15 protein-coding genes and 3 pseudogenes are annotated in these 17,122 nt (G+C 59.3%); 8 read left to right on the top strand and 10 right to left on the bottom strand.

Annotated elements, in window-relative coordinates; genetic code table 11:
• The first annotated feature begins 429 nt into the window (after window positions 1-429).
• Window positions 430-2,793, top strand: coding sequence for a hybrid sensor histidine kinase/response regulator (locus ABIB95_RS14920; RefSeq protein WP_231142115.1), 2,364 nt, complete (start codon window positions 430-432; stop codon window positions 2,791-2,793).
• 492 nt (window positions 2,794-3,285) lie between these two features.
• Here the strand turns inward: ABIB95_RS14920 and ABIB95_RS14915 are convergent, their stop codons facing one another.
• From ABIB95_RS14915 to ABIB95_RS14905, 3 genes and pseudogenes are all read right to left on the bottom strand, one after another.
• Window positions 3,286-3,459, bottom strand: a complete 174-nt coding sequence (locus ABIB95_RS14915; protein WP_354102741.1) for a transporter substrate-binding protein — start codon at window positions 3,457-3,459, stop codon at window positions 3,286-3,288.
• Window positions 3,460-3,493: 34 nt separating this feature from the next.
• Window positions 3,494-3,667 (bottom strand): annotated as a pseudogene (locus ABIB95_RS14910) (transporter substrate-binding protein); the annotation flags it as partial.
• Between the two features lie 159 nt (window positions 3,668-3,826).
• The gene (locus ABIB95_RS14905; RefSeq protein WP_231142114.1) at window positions 3,827-4,228 is read right to left on the bottom strand and encodes a hypothetical protein; all 402 of its coding nucleotides are present in this window, start codon (window positions 4,226-4,228) and stop codon (window positions 3,827-3,829) included.
• 91 nt (window positions 4,229-4,319) lie between these two features.
• On the opposite strand from ABIB95_RS14905, the gene ABIB95_RS14900 reads away from it, so the two are divergent.
• Complete coding sequence (locus tag ABIB95_RS14900) at window positions 4,320-5,453, top strand: sensor histidine kinase (RefSeq protein WP_245328413.1); 1,134 nt, start codon at window positions 4,320-4,322, stop codon at window positions 5,451-5,453.
• Window positions 5,454-5,719: 266 nt separating this feature from the next.
• Here ABIB95_RS14900 and ABIB95_RS14895 read toward each other — a convergent pair whose 3' ends face one another.
• Complete coding sequence (locus ABIB95_RS14895) at window positions 5,720-6,007, bottom strand: septal ring lytic transglycosylase RlpA family protein (RefSeq protein WP_354240295.1); 288 nt, start codon at window positions 6,005-6,007, stop codon at window positions 5,720-5,722.
• Between the two features lie 176 nt (window positions 6,008-6,183).
• On the opposite strand from ABIB95_RS14895, the gene ABIB95_RS14890 reads away from it, so the two are divergent.
• Entirely contained in the window at window positions 6,184-6,408 is a 225-nt protein-coding gene (locus tag ABIB95_RS14890; protein WP_354116158.1) for a hypothetical protein, read from the top strand.
• 480 nt (window positions 6,409-6,888) lie between these two features.
• Here the strand turns inward: ABIB95_RS14890 and ABIB95_RS14885 are convergent, their stop codons facing one another.
• The gene (locus tag ABIB95_RS14885) at window positions 6,889-7,527 is read right to left on the bottom strand and encodes a cysteine hydrolase family protein (protein ID WP_354116157.1); all 639 of its coding nucleotides are present in this window, start codon (window positions 7,525-7,527) and stop codon (window positions 6,889-6,891) included.
• Window positions 7,528-7,695: 168 nt separating this feature from the next.
• Between ABIB95_RS14885 and ABIB95_RS14880 the strand changes: the two genes are divergently transcribed.
• The 3 genes from ABIB95_RS14880 to ligD all read left to right on the top strand — a co-directional run bounded on the left by ABIB95_RS14880 (window position 7,696) and on the right by ligD (window position 9,460).
• A complete protein-coding gene (locus ABIB95_RS14880; RefSeq protein WP_354116156.1) occupies window positions 7,696-7,887 on the top strand; it encodes a hypothetical protein in 192 nt (63 codons plus the stop codon).
• A gap of 95 nt (window positions 7,888-7,982) precedes the next feature.
• Window positions 7,983-8,513 carry an alpha-ketoglutarate-dependent dioxygenase AlkB gene (locus tag ABIB95_RS14875; protein WP_354116155.1) on the top strand — a complete coding sequence of 177 codons (531 nt, stop codon included), beginning with the start codon at window positions 7,983-7,985 and terminating at the stop codon, window positions 8,511-8,513.
• A complete protein-coding gene (gene ligD / locus ABIB95_RS14870; protein ID WP_354240292.1) occupies window positions 8,513-9,460 on the top strand; it encodes a non-homologous end-joining DNA ligase in 948 nt (315 codons plus the stop codon). Before ABIB95_RS14875 ends, ligD begins: the two co-directional genes overlap by 1 nt.
• 270 nt (window positions 9,461-9,730) lie before the next feature.
• Here the strand turns inward: ligD and ABIB95_RS14865 are convergent, their stop codons facing one another.
• The 5 genes and pseudogenes from ABIB95_RS14865 to ABIB95_RS14850 all read right to left on the bottom strand — a co-directional run bounded on the left by ABIB95_RS14865 (window position 9,731) and on the right by ABIB95_RS14850 (window position 13,348).
• Window positions 9,731-10,183 carry a DUF4142 domain-containing protein gene (locus ABIB95_RS14865; protein ID WP_354116153.1) on the bottom strand — a complete coding sequence of 151 codons (453 nt, stop codon included), beginning with the start codon at window positions 10,181-10,183 and terminating at the stop codon, window positions 9,731-9,733.
• A gap of 549 nt (window positions 10,184-10,732) precedes the next feature.
• Window positions 10,733-10,844: pseudogene (locus ABIB95_RS47365) on the bottom strand (IS5/IS1182 family transposase); the annotation flags it as partial.
• A gap of 157 nt (window positions 10,845-11,001) precedes the next feature.
• Window positions 11,002-11,276: pseudogene (locus tag ABIB95_RS14860) on the bottom strand (L,D-transpeptidase); the annotation flags it as partial.
• Between the two features lie 358 nt (window positions 11,277-11,634).
• Window positions 11,635-12,867 (bottom strand): HlyD family secretion protein, encoded by a 1,233-nt coding sequence (locus ABIB95_RS14855; RefSeq protein WP_247342696.1) that lies wholly within the window; start codon window positions 12,865-12,867, stop codon window positions 11,635-11,637.
• Entirely contained in the window at window positions 12,860-13,348 is a 489-nt protein-coding gene (locus ABIB95_RS14850) for a hypothetical protein (protein WP_247305577.1), read from the bottom strand. The genes ABIB95_RS14855 and ABIB95_RS14850 overlap by 8 nt, the downstream gene beginning before the upstream one ends.
• A gap of 449 nt (window positions 13,349-13,797) precedes the next feature.
• Between ABIB95_RS14850 and ABIB95_RS14845 the strand changes: the two genes are divergently transcribed.
• Both ABIB95_RS14845 and ABIB95_RS14840 read left to right on the top strand, forming a co-directional pair.
• Window positions 13,798-15,696, top strand: coding sequence for an adenylate/guanylate cyclase domain-containing protein (locus tag ABIB95_RS14845; protein ID WP_247305582.1), 1,899 nt, complete (start codon window positions 13,798-13,800; stop codon window positions 15,694-15,696).
• Window positions 15,693-16,973: an ABC transporter substrate-binding protein gene (locus tag ABIB95_RS14840; protein WP_502917833.1), complete on the top strand. Its 1,281-nt coding sequence runs from the start codon at window positions 15,693-15,695 to the stop codon at window positions 16,971-16,973. The genes ABIB95_RS14845 and ABIB95_RS14840 overlap by 4 nt, the downstream gene beginning before the upstream one ends.
• The last annotated feature ends 149 nt before the right edge of the window (window positions 16,974-17,122 follow it).

The following is a 17,122-nucleotide window of genomic DNA, read 5'->3' as shown; positions in this document are numbered from 1 at the left end:
GGCCCGATCCGCATGAGACACGTGGCCGCGGACGAGACTGCTGGCGACAGCGACGCAGATCCGCAAATTCCCCGAGGGACAAGGCGTAAGGCCGCCTCAGTTGGCGACCTCTATCATCATTGCCACCACGTCAGTGAATAGGTTTGCTCGGTGTGTTTGCGTCGCTGTTGTCGCTGGTCGAGAAGGTGATGCCTGAGCCCCGCCAATGTCGCGCACCGATATGCTCAAATTCGCAGCCAGCTATCCGGCGTTCGTCAAACTCGCACCAATCCGCCTTTGGTTGCGAGCTAATGAGCCACGCCTTACACGCCGTGTGACCGTGGACAAAGGCCAGAAGTCAGCTGATGACCGAAGGCCAGATGGAACTCAACCGTCTTAGTATTGTTTTACCTCAACCCTCCAGCAGTCGGCGGGCTGGATAGGACCCGAATGGAAAAATCAGACCGCTTCGATGCTGCACAATCCAGCGAGGGGCGTTATCGGCTACTTGTTGAGGCGATCACCGACTACGCGATCTATATGCTGGATCGCGACGGGCATGTCACCAGCTGGAACCCGGGGGCGAAGCGCTTTAAGGGCTATGAGGCCGAGGAGATCATAGGGCACCACTTCTCGACATTCTATACGGAGACCGAGCGGGAGCAGAAAGTGCCTGCGTTGGCGCTGGAGGAGGCGGAGCGAACCGGACGCTTCGAGCGAGAGGGTTGGCGGGTGCGCAAGGACGGCACGCAGTTCTGGGCCCATGTCATCATTGACGCGATCCGCTCGCCTAAGGGCGAGCTTGTAGGTTTCGCCAAGATCACTCGGGATCTGACCGAGCGAAGGGCTGCCGAGGCCAAATTACGCGAAAGCGAGCAGCAGTTCCGGCTAATGGTCCAAAGTGTGACGGACTACGCCATCTACATGCTGGACGTGGAAGGCAACGTGGCGAGTTGGAACGCTGGAGCCCAGCGCATCAAGGGGTACGCTCCCGAAGAGATCATCGGTCGCCACTTCTCCAATTTCTATACGGAAGAGGATCGCGCCGCGGGCCTCCCGCGAACAGGCCTGCAGACCGCATCCCGTGACGGACGGTGGGAGCATGAAGGTCAAAGGGTACGAAAGGACGGCACTCGCTTTTGGGCGCATGTCGTGATCGACGCGATTCGAGACGACGACGGGAAGCTCGTAGGATTCGCCAAAGTGACCCGGGACATTACAGAACGGCGTGAGGCGGAAGCCGCGCTCCAGGCGGCGCAAGGAACGATGATCCGATCCCAGAAGCTGGAAGCGATCGGCCAACTTACTGGCGGCGTTGCCCACGACTTCAACAACTTGCTGCAGGTCATCAGCGGAAATCTGCAACTGCTTAGGAAAGATATCGCTGGTAATGCCCGGGCCGAGATGCGGGTCCAAAACGCCCTCGGAGGTGTGGCCCGAGGTTCTAAACTTGCCTCTCAACTGCTTGCCTTTGCACGGCGACAGCCGCTGGAGCCAAGGGTAGTGAACGCGGGCCGTCTCATCAAGAACATGGATGAGATGCTTCGTCGCGCCCTCGGTGGGGAGATCGAAGTCGAGACGGTCGTCGCAGGTGGGCTGTGGAATAGCCTCATCGACCCGGATCAACTGGAAAATGCGGTCCTGAATCTTGCGATCAACGCCCGCGACGCGATGAACGGCGAAGGCCGGCTGACGATTGAAGCAAGTAATGCCTTCCTCGACGACGAATATGTCCGCCAGCATGACGAGTTGTCCGCGGGACAATACGTGATGATCGCGGTGACCGATACAGGCACCGGAATTCCGCCGGATATCCTGGAACGGGTCTATGAGCCATTCTTCACAACCAAGGCGGAGGACAAGGGTACGGGCCTGGGCCTCGCCATGGTTTACGGCTTTCTCAAGCAGTCCGGCGGACACGTGAAAATCTACAGCGAGGTAGGGGCCGGGACCACGGTGAAGCTGTACTTCCCGCGAGAGATGGCATCCGAAGATACTCTGGTGGGGGCTCCGACCGGCGAGGTTCAAGGCGGAGAGGAAACTGTCCTCGTGGTTGAGGATGACGATGAGGTTCGCGAGGTCGCGGTCTCGATGCTTACCGAGCTCGGCTACCGCGTGGTCAAGGCGCGAGATGCAGCGAGCGCACTCGTCGTTGTCGACAGCGGCATTCCAATAGACCTTATCTTCACCGACGTCATGATGCCTGGCAGCCTGCGTAGCCCGGACTTCGCAAGAAAAGCCAAGGAGCGTTTGCCAAACGTCGCCGTACTTTTCACATCCGGCTATACTCAGAACGCCATCGTGCACGGCGGGCGGCTCGATCCCGGGGTGGAACTCCTGGCCAAACCTTACACGCGCGAGGCGCTCGCGCGGAAAATCAGACACTTGCTGGCTAATCAAGCTCAAAGGCGCGTCGCTCAGGGATCGCAACACTCGGCCAACGAAAAGTCTTTCAAGGACGCGACCGTGTTGCTCGTCGAAGATGACGACCTCATCCGCCTGACGACAACAGAGATGCTAAACGATCTTGGATGCAACGTAAAAGAGGCCAGCACGGCTCAAGAGGCCTTGAAGATCCTGGATGAGCACCCCGTGGACATCTTACTTACTGATGTCGGACTCCTAGGAGTTTCCGGTCTAGAGCTCGCAAGGAATGTCTATGCGCGCCGGCCCGATCTTTGCCTAGTTCTCGCGACAGGTGACAGCGGATTGAAATCTGAAGCCGCGCGATTGGGCGCAATACTCGTCGTGAAGCCTTACACTCCGAAGTCTCTTCGTCAGGGTTTGGAACAGGCGATGAACAAGCGTCGCTGAATAGATAGGTCTCACTGGGTGAAGCAACTTAACCCCATGCGCTTTCAACATTGACCGCTATACGATATTCAAATCACGCTGATGCTGGCTGGGTAACGCCGAATGTGAGGTTAACGCTGCGCCGAATTACAGAAAGGCCGGCGCAACGTCCGATTTGGCACACAGCCGACCTTTTTGGGAAAGCCCGCGACGATTAGTTTTGACCCCAGGCGGACTACATCTCATCTGAAGACCAAGAACGTGGCACTGGTCAGCGCACTAACTGTGGCGTGAGATTTTGACGCAACTAGCGATGTAAGAATCACCAGTCCTTGAATGAAGGCTCAGCACATCCACCGCAAACCCAGAGAAATGTCCAATCGGCGGTGCGTCTCGCGCTCTCCGGAAGATATCGGCCACACGGATGCCTTGATCGGGCTGGCGGACTGCCAAACGACCTCGAAGGTACCAGCCGCCGGCTTCGAGAGATGATGATTGGTATTCATCACCAGCTCAAAACCACTTGGCGCCCCTTACGCGTTGTCCGTACATGGCTTGCCGGACCGCCTCGACATCGACCGTGCCGGCTTGGCTGACCGCCCGAGCCCGCATCCTGAAACCGATGTAAGTCGCCTCCTTTTGATCGTTGGTGGTCGTGTCCCGTTGTTCGTTGAACTCCGTCCACATTCTGATGAACGCGTCGTTTCGACCGACTTGACAGACTGGAAGTATTCCGTGCCGCCAGGTGCCCGGCGAGTTTGCCGAGGTCGACACTGCGCAACTCATGTTCGCTGACGGAGAGGGCCATGAACTGGATCTGACGGGCATCTACCTGTTGCTTTATCAATACGGCGTACATATGAGCGTTGGAATCCCCAGCGACCGTCGATATCATTGCGGTCTTTGGTCCAGCTGTGCCTAAAGCCTACCTCGCGCATTGGCTTCCCTGCGGCCGTTAGCGAATTACGGACATCGCGGGCTATGATTATACGCCCTAGCGCCACTCCGGCCCAAGTTCCTAAATCTTACGTTTGACTGGTCGACACGCCGATTGCTAACGAGCGGCTCTTTTCTCCGGGTCATCCCGGCGCTGCGCCATCTCTGTGTTTCGGTCGAGCTGCGCACGCTCGCTGCGGCGCAACCTTCCCGTCTTCATAACGCCATACAGAATTGTGCCACCCAAGATGAAGGCGCCAATAAACATCATCCAGAGCGCCGTCACGGAGGTATCGCCGAGTAGCATTCCGACGCCACTGTTTCCCATTTCGCTCTCGCTGTTTGTCTCAAGAACCAAACCCGCATCGGAGCGGAGGTTCCTGTGGAGCTCGCAGCAAGCCTTCCGACTCGAAATCCCATCTCTTTTTGCAGCCCCCAAAGGTACGTTGGCGATCGGCAAGCCGTTTTCGGTCGACCAGTTGAGGGCTAAATTGCGGATCGCGGCTCCTTTAGCGACCAAGCCAGCTTGTACGGTCTCGGCGCTTAGGCACAATGAGGCCCGATGTTAGAAACGAATGGAGGACCACCCGACCGAACACACTGAGGGCGATGTGCTGGACAAACTCCGGCGCCACATCCGCATTTTGGTCGATATCGGTCGTCTTTCGGTTGAAGACCCCGGAGCAGAACGCTTCTTGGACCAAGCCGTGCTGCAAATTGCCCGCGCCGTGGAAATCCACCATGTTAAGGTGCTTCAATATCGTCCAGACACGTCCGATCTTCTGTTGATTGTGGGAGTCGGCTGGAAGGATGGTGCCGTCCGCACCGCCACGCTGTCGGCCGACCTCCGCTCGCCGCCTGGCCGCGCCTTCCAAACGGCCGAGCCTGTCAGCATCAGAGATTTCGCCGATCAGAACGAATTTGTTCGTTCCGAGTTCTTGGCGGAGCATGGCATTGTGGCTGTCAGCAACGTCCCGATCCTCATCGGCGGCGCCGCATGGGGCGTGCTGGAGGTGGACAGTACAAAGCCGAGAGACTTCTCCCAGGATACGACCGAGTTTCTGACCGCCGCCGCCGCGCTGATAGGTGCTGTGCTGCGTCGCGGTGCGCAACCGGACGAACATGCAAGCCTTATGGCTGCGGTCGCGGAAGCTAAAAAGGGGCAGATCTTGCTTCGAGAGATGCAACATCGGGTCAAGAACAATTTTCAACTCGTCCTGTCCTCGATTTCCATCCAGAAGCGCCGCTATCTTGATCCAGAATCACACCGCGCTCTGGACCACGTGGCCAGCCGCATCAACGCCATCTCGCTCGCACATGATCAGCTTGCCCCTCGCCAAGAGGGGCAGATCGTTAGACTTTCCCATTACATCCGGGCACTTTGCAGCGCGATCCGCAATCAGGTGGATGAGGTTGAAGTCGACGTCGAATGCGACGAGCTCGAATTGGCGATCGACCGGGCCCTCCCGGTTGGCCTCATTTTGAATGAGACTGCGATGAACAGCATCAAGCATGCGTTCGGTGCAGAGGGAGGCAGGATCAGCGTAAGTTTGGTGGGAGGCGTCGGCTACGGCGAGGCCCGATTGACAGTGACCGACAACGGTCGCGGCATTCAACATCCTAACGAAAACGGGTCGGGCCTTAAGCTGATTACCTCTCTGGCGAGACAAATTGGCGGTACCGTCGACCAGACCAGCAGCGACGCGGGTACAACAACAACGCTTACATTCCCTTTGATATCGTAAAGTGGGACCTGCTGAGGCAGGCACGGGATAGGCGGCGCCTCGGCTAGTCGGCCGAGGGTACACCTGCGGACCACAAGCCCACATCGTCGCTGAGGTGGGGTAGTCGGGTTGTGACCCGTCAGCGAAGTAGCGTCGCACCTCGTTGAGGTCCGCTCAGTGAGGCACGGCGGACTAGATTTGCTCAGGTTGAGTTCTTCGCATCTTGAACCGAAGCGGACCACAGTGCCGACGCGGGTGAAGCGGTAAAAGCAAGGCCCGGCCTGAAATCACAGGCCCCGTGCCTGCGTGTTTTCGCTGGGCAATGGACGTCTGTTACAACACCTCAGCACGACCTGGGCGACGCCACGGTTGGTAAACCCCAAGCTACGCGCGGCGGCGAGCGAGAGGTCGATGACGCGACTGCGAATCCATGGTCCGCGATCAGTGATACGAACGACCACCGATTTGCTGCTCTTAGGGTCAGTAACGCGAACATGCGTGCCGAGCGGCAGATTGCGATGAGCTGCAGTTAGCGAATCCCGATCGAACGTTGTGCCGCTCGCTGCAGCTTTCATCGACGACGCCGCAATCGCGAGGTCGAAAAGCCCTGTGACGTCTGAAAAACCTTAAGTTTGCCAGGCATTCAGGTCCAATAATCCGCGATGCAGCTTGGTTCCCGATCTTGGAAGGTCAGTTCCGAAATTGGAACGTCCGGGTCTGGAGTTCGTTTAGCCGGGATAGGAGAAGCGCCATGATCCTCGAAAGCTTCGATCGCCGCACACTTGCAAGCATGGAAGCCGTTCTCGAACAGCTCTGCCAAGGCAGGCCGGACGGCGTCAATCATGAACTGAGATCTTTCATCGCGAACAGCCTTGTCCAGTGCGCAAGGAAGGGGCAGACAACGCTCGGCGCCTTGACCGAAGCAGGAGAAGCCGCGCTGGCACGCTGGGCAATCTCGGACAGGAAACAGGCTTGAGCCAAGCTAGCGGATCGCGCGGTCCTCAGCCTGGGACGCGGCGGCTTCCTTACCGGCGCGCGGTAGCCAGCGCCAGCGTTTTAATGTCCTTGGTGAAAAGCCCATGGTGTCCTTCCGGGTGGGGTCTGCACTGCAAACAGCCGGGGATGGGATAGCGTTCCTAAGACCTCACAGCGCGATGATTTCCTGAGCGCGGATGACGATCTCTTTCTTTGAAAGCTCGCGTTCGAGCCGCTCGCGCAGGGCGCGCCAGAAGTCGGGCGCGCGAGCTTCGCAGCCATGACTTCGATGACGGCGATATTGTCCCGCTCGGTCTCGTGGCCGCTGCGCCGTAGACCCTGGTCCGGTGCTCGGATGAAGCTGGTCGCGCCGCCGAACCGGTCCGTCAGTTCTTCAAGGAATTCCTCGAACCACGCTGCGAAACCGGCTCGCCATTGCCTCGCTCCTTTGGGAGGAGAATCTGGACGAGGAAACAGTTATTCATGACACGAGCCTTCCCCTGGCGCCGCCCGGCCGGTTGCCGAGAAGCGTTTCGGTCGTTACGCACTCAACCTGCTGCCCGAAGCGGTTCATGTAGATATTCATCATGGAGTCGTGCGTTTCGTCAGCCGAGCTGCACAGGGCGTCGGTGACAAGAATGACGCGGTAACCCCAGTCGACGGCGCCGAGCACGGTCGCCAGCACGCAGACATCGGTCTCGCCGCCGGTGACGATGATCGTATCGACGCGCGCCGCGCGCAGCTGCTCGTGAAGATCGCTTCCCGTCCACGGCGAGTAGACATGCTTGTCGAAGACGCGTGCGGGTGGAACGAACTGCGCAAGGTCCTTGACGAGGCCGATCATCTCCGGGCCAAGCTCCTCGATCGTCATCGATCCCCAGCGCTCGTAATAACGCCGCCACATGCCGGCGCCCTGGCCGGGCTTCTGCGCCGGGATGAAGCGCGTGAAGAGGGTCCTCTCGGGATGGGCCGCCGTCACCGCAACAATATTGGGCAGGACGCGCGGCAGCCACGGCATCTTCCATGCCGTGCTTTCCGCGAACATCCTCTGCATGTCGACGCAGATATGAACCGCGTTCTCTCCGGGTGCCCCATAGCGGAGCTCATCGTTCTTTGACATCGGCGCCGTCCTCGAAAGTGAGCTCCAACGGAGCGGCCCGGCCTTGGTTCCTGTCCTGAAAAGGGTTGCGACTAGCGGCCGCCTGCACAGCAGGCGGACGCGCCCGAAACGGAACCATGCGCCTCTGCGGTTAGTTGGGACACGCATAAATGAAGCCGGGGAGGCCACATGAAGCGAACTCCGAACTGGCGGGCGGCGGCGAAGCGTGGGCTGATCGAGCCGCGCGGGGACAAGCACTACATCCGTTGCGATGCGAAAGGCCGCATCAGGGAAAGCGATGACGAGAGCCGTTTGCTGTCTCAGGATCGCCTCAAGATCGCCAGGACAAAAGTAAAGGCGGGGCAGGGTGACCGGGGGTGACCATAAGGCCCTCACAGCGCCGGAGCGGAAAAAGCCGAGTGCCGACAAGTAACGCGACACTCGATCTCTTCGGACGCGGTCTCCTTCCGGAGGGTATGAAGTATGAGACGGAGTTTCTCTCTGCTGAGGAGGAGCGTCAGTTATTAACTGATGTCGAAAAACTCCCCTTCCGGGAGTTCGAATTCCGCGGCTTCACGGGAAAGCGTCGCACCGTTTCTTTCGGGTGGCGCTATGATTTCAATGGCGGCGGCCTCACAAGAACCGAAGACATGCCCGAATTCCTGACGGCGCTCCGCGCCCGTGCCGAAGCCTTTGCCGGCCTTGCGCCTCACAGCTTCCAGCAGGTCCTCGTGACCGAATACGCGCCTGGGGCCGGGATCGGCTGGCACAAAGACCGCTCCGTCTTTGGCGATGTTGCGGGCGTTTCCCTGTTGTCGTCATGCACCTTCAGGTTGCGCAGGTGGACTGAAAAGGGCTTCGAGAGGAACACTCTCGTTGCAGAGCCGCGCTCCATCTACCTTCTCCGCGGTCCATCGCGCACCGAATGGCAGCACAGCATTCCCGGAGCCGAAAGCCTGCGCTACTCGGTCACTTTTCGGAACGTCCTCGAAGCGGGTGCATCGTAATGGCGCGCGTATCCACGTTGCCGAAGCGGCTCCAGCCGATGCTTGCAACGCTGACCGACGCGTCGTTCGACGATAAGGGCTGGATATTTGAGGACAAGTATGACGGCTTCCGCATGGTCGCTAAAATCGACCGCGGCAAGGTGACGCTGTATAGCCGCAACGGCAAGATCATCAGCCATAGCTATAGCGAAGTCGCACAGGCGCTCGAAGGTGTCAGAGGCGATGCCGTCATCGACGGAGAACTCGTCGCGATCGGCAAGGATGGCGTGTCGCATTTCCAGCTGCTGCAGAATGCCCTTCACCATGAAGCAAAACTGCAGTACTTCGCGTTCGACCTGATGTTTCAGGATGGCGAAGATCTTCGTGGCCTGCCGCTCACGGAGCGTAAGCAGCGCCTTAAGGCTATCCTGCCGAAAAATAGGCTCATCGGGTACAGCCGCAACCGGAAGACTTTCGGCGTGAAATTCTTCGAGGAGGCCGAGCGCAAAGGTCTTGAAGGCATCATGGCAAAACGCGCCGACAGCAAGTACCTGTCAGGCGCGCGAACCGACGACTGGCTGAAAATCAAAACCTCGAAACGCCAGGAAGTGGTGATCGCGGGATTTACGGCGCCGCGGAGGACGAGACCGTTTTTCGGAGCGCTTACACTTGCGCTGCGGGAAGGAAATGGCTGGCGCTATATCGGGCATGTCGGGACGGGTTTCAGCCACGATACTCTCGAAGAGCTCCACAAAAACATGATCAGGCTCAAAGCCGCCAAATCTCCCTTCGGCAAAAAGGTAAAGGACGAAGCGGTCACCACCTGGGTGAAGCCGCAACTCGTCGCCGAGGTGAAATTTACCGAGTGGACGAGCTCCGGCGAGATGCGGCACCCCGTTTATCTCGGCCTGAGAAAAGACAAGCAGGCAAAAGACGTCGTCATGGAGCGCGAGAAGCCGCGCTTGTAACCCGGCGTGTCAGCTGGGCTGACTGGTGACGATGTTTGCGGCCTGCGCAGCGAGATTAGGAACGAGTCATCTTCGAGCATGATTGTTGACATCCACGAAGCGAAAGGACGTTCACATGGCAGACGAGCAGAATCCCAACAAGCAGCAGACTCCTGGACAGCAGAACCAGCAGGGCAACCAGGGCGGCCAGCAGGGCGGCCAGAAGCCGTAAAGTAAAAACAAGAGCCCGGCTTCGGCCGGGCTTTCCGTTTGTGTTGTGGTCGCCTGGACCTATTTACGATTCTTGTCGAGCGTCTGCGCCATTTCGAGATGGTGCTTGAGCGCCGGCAGGGTGTTACCCGCCCAGTCCTTCAGCTTGGCATCGTCGCCGGCATTCGCGTAACGCTCGAACAGCGACACCGCATCCTTATGAGCGCTTACCTGCATGGGGTCGTATTCCGACGCAAAATCCTCGGGCTTGGCGTCGCGCAGCTTTTTGATCTTCTTCTGCGAAGCGTCATCGAGCGAAGCCGGGATCGCCGCTTTCAGATTGTCGGGGACCATCGATTTGAGTTCGCCGCTCGTCTTGGTGTGGTAGGTCACCATCATTTCCGCAAATCGTTTCTCGTCGGCGTTACTCTTCTGCTGCGCGATTTTGGCCGCTTCGATCTCCGTCATGTCGCTCATGGCGGCTTCCTTGATGAAGTCTTCGGTCTTCGGCGCAATTCCAAGCGCGGAATTCACGCCGGTCTTCTCGCCGACAGATTGCGCGGAGGATGGTGAGGCAAGACTGCAAGCAGGGCAAACGCAAGGGCTGTTTTTTTCACGAAGGTTTCCTCTGGAAGGTGAAATGTCGCGATCAACCTTCGTTCAGGATCAAAGTTCCTGGACGTTGAGGGCTGCTCCACGAGCACGACCCCGGTCCGAGAGGAGGGAGACCGGGGCCGCTTGCCCGGGCAATGAGCATGCCGGATGCACCGACACACACCGGCAATGCCAAGGCAAACCGTGCCGTTCCTACTTGTTCAGTTGCGCCAAAAGCGGGGCACCCTCTGTGTGCACTTTTGGACCGAGATGCGCGCGAATTTCGATCATCATGGTCGATGTCCGCGCGCCGTATCGAGAGAGCCGTCAGCTCGATACCGAGACCGGGCGCCGCTTCACGGCCGTCACGCTCGGCGAGCCCCTCGACGTCGACGGCACGAAGGAAGCGGGCCGCAGGAGAGGCCCGCACACTTCCGAGCCACGCCCGGCTATCATGCCGTGCGAAGCCGGAGCGCGTATGCGCGCTACTGGCAGGTCGCGCAAGGGAGCGGCTGAGCGCAGAACCCAAGATGCCGTCCAGGACGCGCCGGTCGTCAACACGGGGAATGCCACGTGGTCTGTTCGGCAGAAACGACCTGATCGCGGCCCATTCGCATGGTTCGAGGCTCCGGTTTGCGCGCTTGGATCACGTCCAAGCCGATGCCTTCAACTGGCCGGCTCAGGGCCAGAGGTTGACTTAAGAGCGACGAATTGCCGCCTCCTTGTCCTCCGTTACAGATCGAGCACGGAGGACTGAGTTATTGGACCTCGGCCGGCCTTCGCGCAGATGACAGCATCTGCGCGTTAGTTGCCGAGGGCCGCGATACCGGGTCCGGCGATCGGAAAGCAGCGTCGGGCGGCGCCCCACGGGACGGGACGACGGGCAGCGGTTGCCGGAAGCACGATGACTTTCGCTCCGACTTTCACCCGCTCATAATGGTCCACGCCGACGTCCTCATTGGTCAGCCGGATACAGCCGGACGAAACCCGCTTCCCGACAGTATCCGGGCCCGTTGGGGTCGTGAATTCTATATCCCATCCCGGCAGATAATCTTCCAATACTCGAAAGGGCTAACTTGATAGTTCGCTTGCGAGGCGCGGCTTGATTGAGCAAGGTCATTTTACCGGACAGTTGCCTTTAACCCCGCCCGGGCGCCGAGGAAGCTGCCGATCCGGTGGCTCTTGAAGGCTGCCCTGGAATTGTCGCGTCCGCTATGCGTGCAGAAACGATGTTGAAGCCGGACGGTTCGATGACAGTCTTGGGGAGCCGCCATCGGCCCTTGCAGCGCAATAGCCGACATCGTTGGAGGTCGCAGAAGGGACATCAACGGAATCGACCGCGCATTTTGCAAATCACAGCTACGTCGTCGCCAGCAGCATCCGACCACCACTCAATGCCCGCTCAGCACCAGTGTCTGGACCGGTAGCACCAACGCCTGGATGCGCAGCAGCATGGCGTGCACGATGCCGGTAGCGTCGACAGCGTGCAGGGCAAAGCGCTTGAGCGTGCCCGTCTGTTTGTCCTCAATCCTATCGTGATTGCTGGTGTAGGCATTGGCGACACAGCTGCTGCCGGGCGTCACGCCCTCCAGCCCGCCCTTGTAGATCGGCTCCATGAAAACGAGAATGGTGCCTGGACGCGCAACCTGCTGCGCCTCGATCAGTTGTTCGCCGCCCCTGAATTGGCCCGCCGCGATGTAGTCCTGCACGCTGGTCACCACCATGGGAATGATCGTCCATGGCTTGGAGATGCAGGTGGCCTCGGCAACCATTCCCACCTTCAAGACCTGAGCCTCGATCTGCCCAAATCCGGCCATTAAAGCACGCCGTCCGGCGCCCTCCGGAATCAGCACACCGGCCGTGCGCATATTTGGAGTGACGATATCGCCCGGCTTCAGTCCGAACTGCTCGACCCGTCCGTCAACGCCGGCGCGAATGAAAGTTTTGTCCAGATCGACCTGGGCTTCGGCCAATGCGGCCTCGGCGCTTGCCTTCTCCGCCGGTAGCAGATCGTTCAGCCGCGTCGAGGCGGACTGTTTGGAGGCGGTCGCGGCGTCGAGGGAGCCCTGACGACCTGCAACCGCCACACCGAGCTTTTCGATGTCGCGCTGGGGAACGATTCCGGGGTTGCGCTTCTGCAATTCAGTTTTGGTATCAAGTTCGTCCTGCGCTTGCTGCAGCGAGCCTTTTGCCTCCTGAAGCTGGCCTTCCGCCTTCATGACATCGGCCTGCGCCGACAGCATGGCCGCATCGACTTCGGCCACCTTGCGCTTGGCTCTCAGAAGCGAAGCTTCCTGCTTGGCGCTGTCGAGCCTGAAAATCACGTCGCCTTGCTTGACGTCCGCACTGACGTCGACGTGAACCTCGGCAACCCGGCCGTTGACTTCCGTCATGATCGGGACGGTCCGATAGAACAACGTCGCCGACGAGGTCGACGGATGAAAATAGAAGATCATTGTGATCAGCGACACCGTCAGCATCAGGCAGGCGACGATGCCAAACCGCAGTTCGAACCAGACTGAATAGAGCGTGATTTCACGCCCTATGCGCTTTCCCTGCCGATAGCGGCGATAGAGATAGTCCGGAAGGATGGTGAAGGTGGCGCAGAGAAGGAGCTCAAGCATTGCCCGGCGTCCCCCGCTTGAGATCGCGCTCGATCCTGCTCTTGATCTCGTTGACAGCAGCGCTGGTCTTCTCCACGTGTGACATTTTTGCCGCGTGAGGGGCAGCATGGCCCGGCGCTTCGTCAGCATCCGGCACCGGAGCAACACCGGCCATTTTTTCGACCGATCGAGCGATCTTCCGCAGCGGCGTGCTGAAGTCCGGCAGATCTATCATGGCGAGGAACAAGCCTATCACCCAGAACAGGTGGTTGTGGGTGAAAAGGGCCAGCAGCCCCAGCACGGCCACGATTTCAAACTGAAACTTCTGCGACTTATGGGCCATCCGCTCCGGCATCGTGTGCAGGTGCAAATAGAAATTGCCGACCAAAAGAACGGCTCCGATCAAGATAATGCCGACAACCAACATGAGGATATCGGTGTCGCCTGGAGCAGTGATGAAGCCTGGAAGGTGATGAGGTGCAGCCGAATGCAGGTCGCTCACGTCCACTCCCCCAAATAACCGGGTGGCACAGTGTTAAGACAGGGCTTGCCGCTTACATACTCGCACAATGACGACACTTGGCAAGCTTTGCTTGCCGCAAGCGCGATAGCAACTCTAAAGTTCGCTCGGCGACCACCGGCGACGCTTGGATCCCGCGCAGCAGCAATCCGCGCCCTCTACACGTGACCATCATGGGTCTGTTCGGACGGAGATCCGCCATGGGACGGCGGTGCCTTTCGGATGCCGCTGCGTCCGAGGTCACTGCCTCCTGGAAGAGCGAAAGCGCAAAGACCTCATCCTGGACCTCCGGCCGCGCTACACGGCCATCCAGCAAAGTCGAGTACGTTGCACGGGCTGTGATTGTCTCTGTACGCAATCGCACCGCGAATCTATTGCTGGACGTTCTCCGGAAAGACTATAGCCTGAGCAAAACGACGGGGAGGCTTGGCATGTTCACATTCCGAACCTCGATCACCCTAGCGGTGATGACGTTTGTTGTGGCACTCGCGGGGCTGCTAATCGCGATACAGACCCGCTCCTTGCGCGCGGCTACGCATGAAGCCGCGTCGGCTTTTATGGACTCCGCCAGCACCAAGTCGTTGGGCCGTCTGCAGGGCGAACTGAACGCGATCGCGTCGCTGGTGAATGTGTTGGCGACCAGTTCGAGTGTGGCCGATTCAAATGAAAGGTCGGAGACCGGCCGGGCCATCCCCCTGTTCAAAGCGGCGCTGCAGGAAATGCCGCAGATGGACAGCATCTATGCCGGCTTTGACAATGGCGCATGGCTGCAGGTGAGGCGTATTAGCGGTCTCAGCGAAGACCAGCGCGACCGGCTGCGGGCGCCGGCGAGCGCCGAATTTGCGATCAGCCTGATTCGTCCGACGCCGGCTGGCGATCTGCCGATGCGCCGTGTTTTTCAGGACCGTCAGGGCAACGAGGTCGGCGAAATCGACCTATGGAACTACGGATACGACGGCCGCAAGCGGTCTTGGTACTGGCAAACGCTGCGGTCGGACCGGCCATATGTTTCGGCCCCCTATCTGTCGTTCAGCATCGACGCGCCGGTGATCACCGTCAGCGCCCCGTTGCGAGGCAAGGTGCCGGGCGTTATCGCAGCCGATCTCAAGCTCGACACCTTCAGCGCATTCGTCCAGGCGCAGCGGCCGGGCCAGCATGGCACGGTCATGATATTCGACCAAGCCGGCTCGCTGATCGCGCATCCCGAATTTACGGGGCTTGTCGAAAGCGCGATGACGCATCCTTCGCAATCGCAATTGCCCAGCATCGACGAAATCAATTCCGGAATGGTGGCCTCCGTTGTTCGACGGTCGCATAACCGCGATCACAACGAGGGCCTCATCCACGATGAGGACGGACAGGGTTACCTGTTCAGGTTGACGAAATTCACACTTGGCGAAGGATATAACGGCAGCATCCTGCTGCTGGCTGCCGAGGATGACTTTGTTCAGAATGTCCGGCGACTCCAGTTTACCGGATTGATCCTCGCGATCGTCGTCGGTGCGGCCTTTGTGCCGCTCGTCTGGATCTTCGGCAGCACGATGTCGCACTCCCTGAAGCGCATCACGGCGCAGGCTGGCCAGCTTCAAACGCTGGCTGAACCCAGCCTGGCGCCGGTAACCTCGTATATTCGCGAGATTCACGAGCTGGGCAGCACCGTCAATCTGGCGCAGCGGGCGATATGGTCGTTCGCGCATTTCGTCCCCAAGGAGATCGTCCGCGGCCTCATCGACAATTCCATCTCCACCACGCTCGGCGGCGTCAAACAGGAGATCACGCTGGTCTTCACCGACGTTCAGGGCTTTACGACGATCGCGGAAGCAGCCGATCCCGATGGGTTGATGCGGCAGACGTCGCGGTATTTCTCAGTGATGACGGACGCGTTCCTCGCCGAGGGCGGCACGGTCGACAAGTTCATCGGCGACGCTGTCATGGTGTTCTGGAATGCCCCCAATCCACAACCCGATCATGTCGCCCGTGCGTGCCGGGCGACGCTTGCGGCCAAAGCAGCGGGCAAACGGCTCAATGCCGAATTCGCGGCTGAGGGCCTGACGCCTTTCGTCACAAGGTTCGGCATTCATGTCGGGGAAGCCGTCGTCGGCAATGTAGGATCGTCCGAGCGCATGAATTACACCGCTCTCGGAAACACGGTTAATCTTGCCGCGCGGCTGGAGGGCCTGAACAAGCAGGTCGGGACGACCGTCCTCGCAAGCGAGGACGTATACCTGCGCGTTCGCGATCAATTCGAATTCAATGCCTTCGATGCGGTCATTGCGAAGGGCATGACAAAGGAAACCCGCATCTTCGAACTCGTCGGAGCATCTGCATGAGGTGGCTTTGTTGCTTGCGCGGGTTCTTCGCCGTGCTGATCATTCTTTTTGCTTCGATGGCACATGGCGCCGAAGATACTATCAAAGTCGGCATTCTGCACTCCCTGTCTGGGACTATGGCCAACAGCGAATCCCCGCTGAAAGACACGGTTCTGATGATGATTGCCGACCAGAACAAGAAGGGCGGGTTGCTCGGCAGGAAACTGGAGCCAGTCGTCGCCGACCCCGCTTCGGACTGGGACGCATTCACCGACAGGGCGCGCGAGTTGCTCGCGAACGAAAAGGTCGCGGTCGTATTCGGTTGCTGGACCTCAACTTCCCGAAAAGCCGTCATTCCGGTGTTCGAGCGATTGAACGGCCTGCTTTTTTACCCGGTTCAGCACGAAGGTGAGGAAAGCTCGCGGAACGTCTTCTACACCGGCGCGGCACCAAGCCAGCAGGCGATTCCGGCCGTTCGCTACTTGATGAGCAAGGAGGGAGGCGATATTCGCCGCTGGGTCCTCCTCGGAACCGAAAGCGACTATCCGCGCATGACCAACAAGATCCTCGGCGCATACCTCGGCGCGGAAGGCGTGAATGCCGAAGACGTTACCGCGATCTATGTACCGCTCGGCCATTCGGACTGGCGCGAGATCGTCGAGAAGATCAAGGTCCTTGGCTCGCAGGGCAAAAAGACCGCCGTGATTTCGACCATCAGCGGAGATGCCAACGGCCATCTGTACAACGAATTGGCGGTCCAGCAGGTTGAGGCCCGCAAGATTCCTGTCATGGGGCTCTCCGTTACTGCACGAGAATTGCGAGGTGTAGATGCCAGCCGGCTTGTTGGGCACATGGCAGCGCGGAGCTACTTCCAGTCGGTCACGACGCCGGAGAACGATGCATTCGTCAAGATGTGGTCCGACTTCAACGAGCAGCGCGACAACATCACGAACGATCCGATGGAGGCGACCCTCATCGGATTCCGGATGTGGGTGCAGGCCGTCACCCAGGCCGGCACGTCAGACGTGAATGCGGTCCGTCAGGCCATGTACGGTCAAAGGATCAAGGCGCCGAGCGGTTTTGAGGTGGTAATGAATACCAATCATCATCTTTCCAAGCCAGCGATGATCGGCAAGCTCAATCCGGACGGCAGATTCGACGTGGTATGGCGCTCGATCAACCCGATCAAGGCTTCGGTCTGGAGCCGGTACATTCCGGAGAGTGCAAAGCTTACCGCCGACTGGACATTTCCCTGGGTGTGCGGTGGGTGCGCCGAGCCGACATTCAAGGAATGGTGACCAGAGTAGTGCGGCTGAAGTCCGCTGTGGGGTCAAAAGCCGACACTGGCCGAGCAGGGCCGTGATCTTCTGGAGTCCGCTAAGGGCTTTTATCGGACGCCGGGAGAACCGGCCGGCTTGCCTTGGTCATCATATGCACAAACCACGAC

Origin of the sequence: Bradyrhizobium sp. LA2.1, from assembly GCF_040547725.1 — a bacterium.
GTDB lineage: Bacteria > Pseudomonadota > Alphaproteobacteria > Rhizobiales > Xanthobacteraceae > Bradyrhizobium > Bradyrhizobium barranii.
Note: the sequence above shows the minus strand (reverse complement) of the source record. Positions and strands in the feature narration are given on the sequence as shown.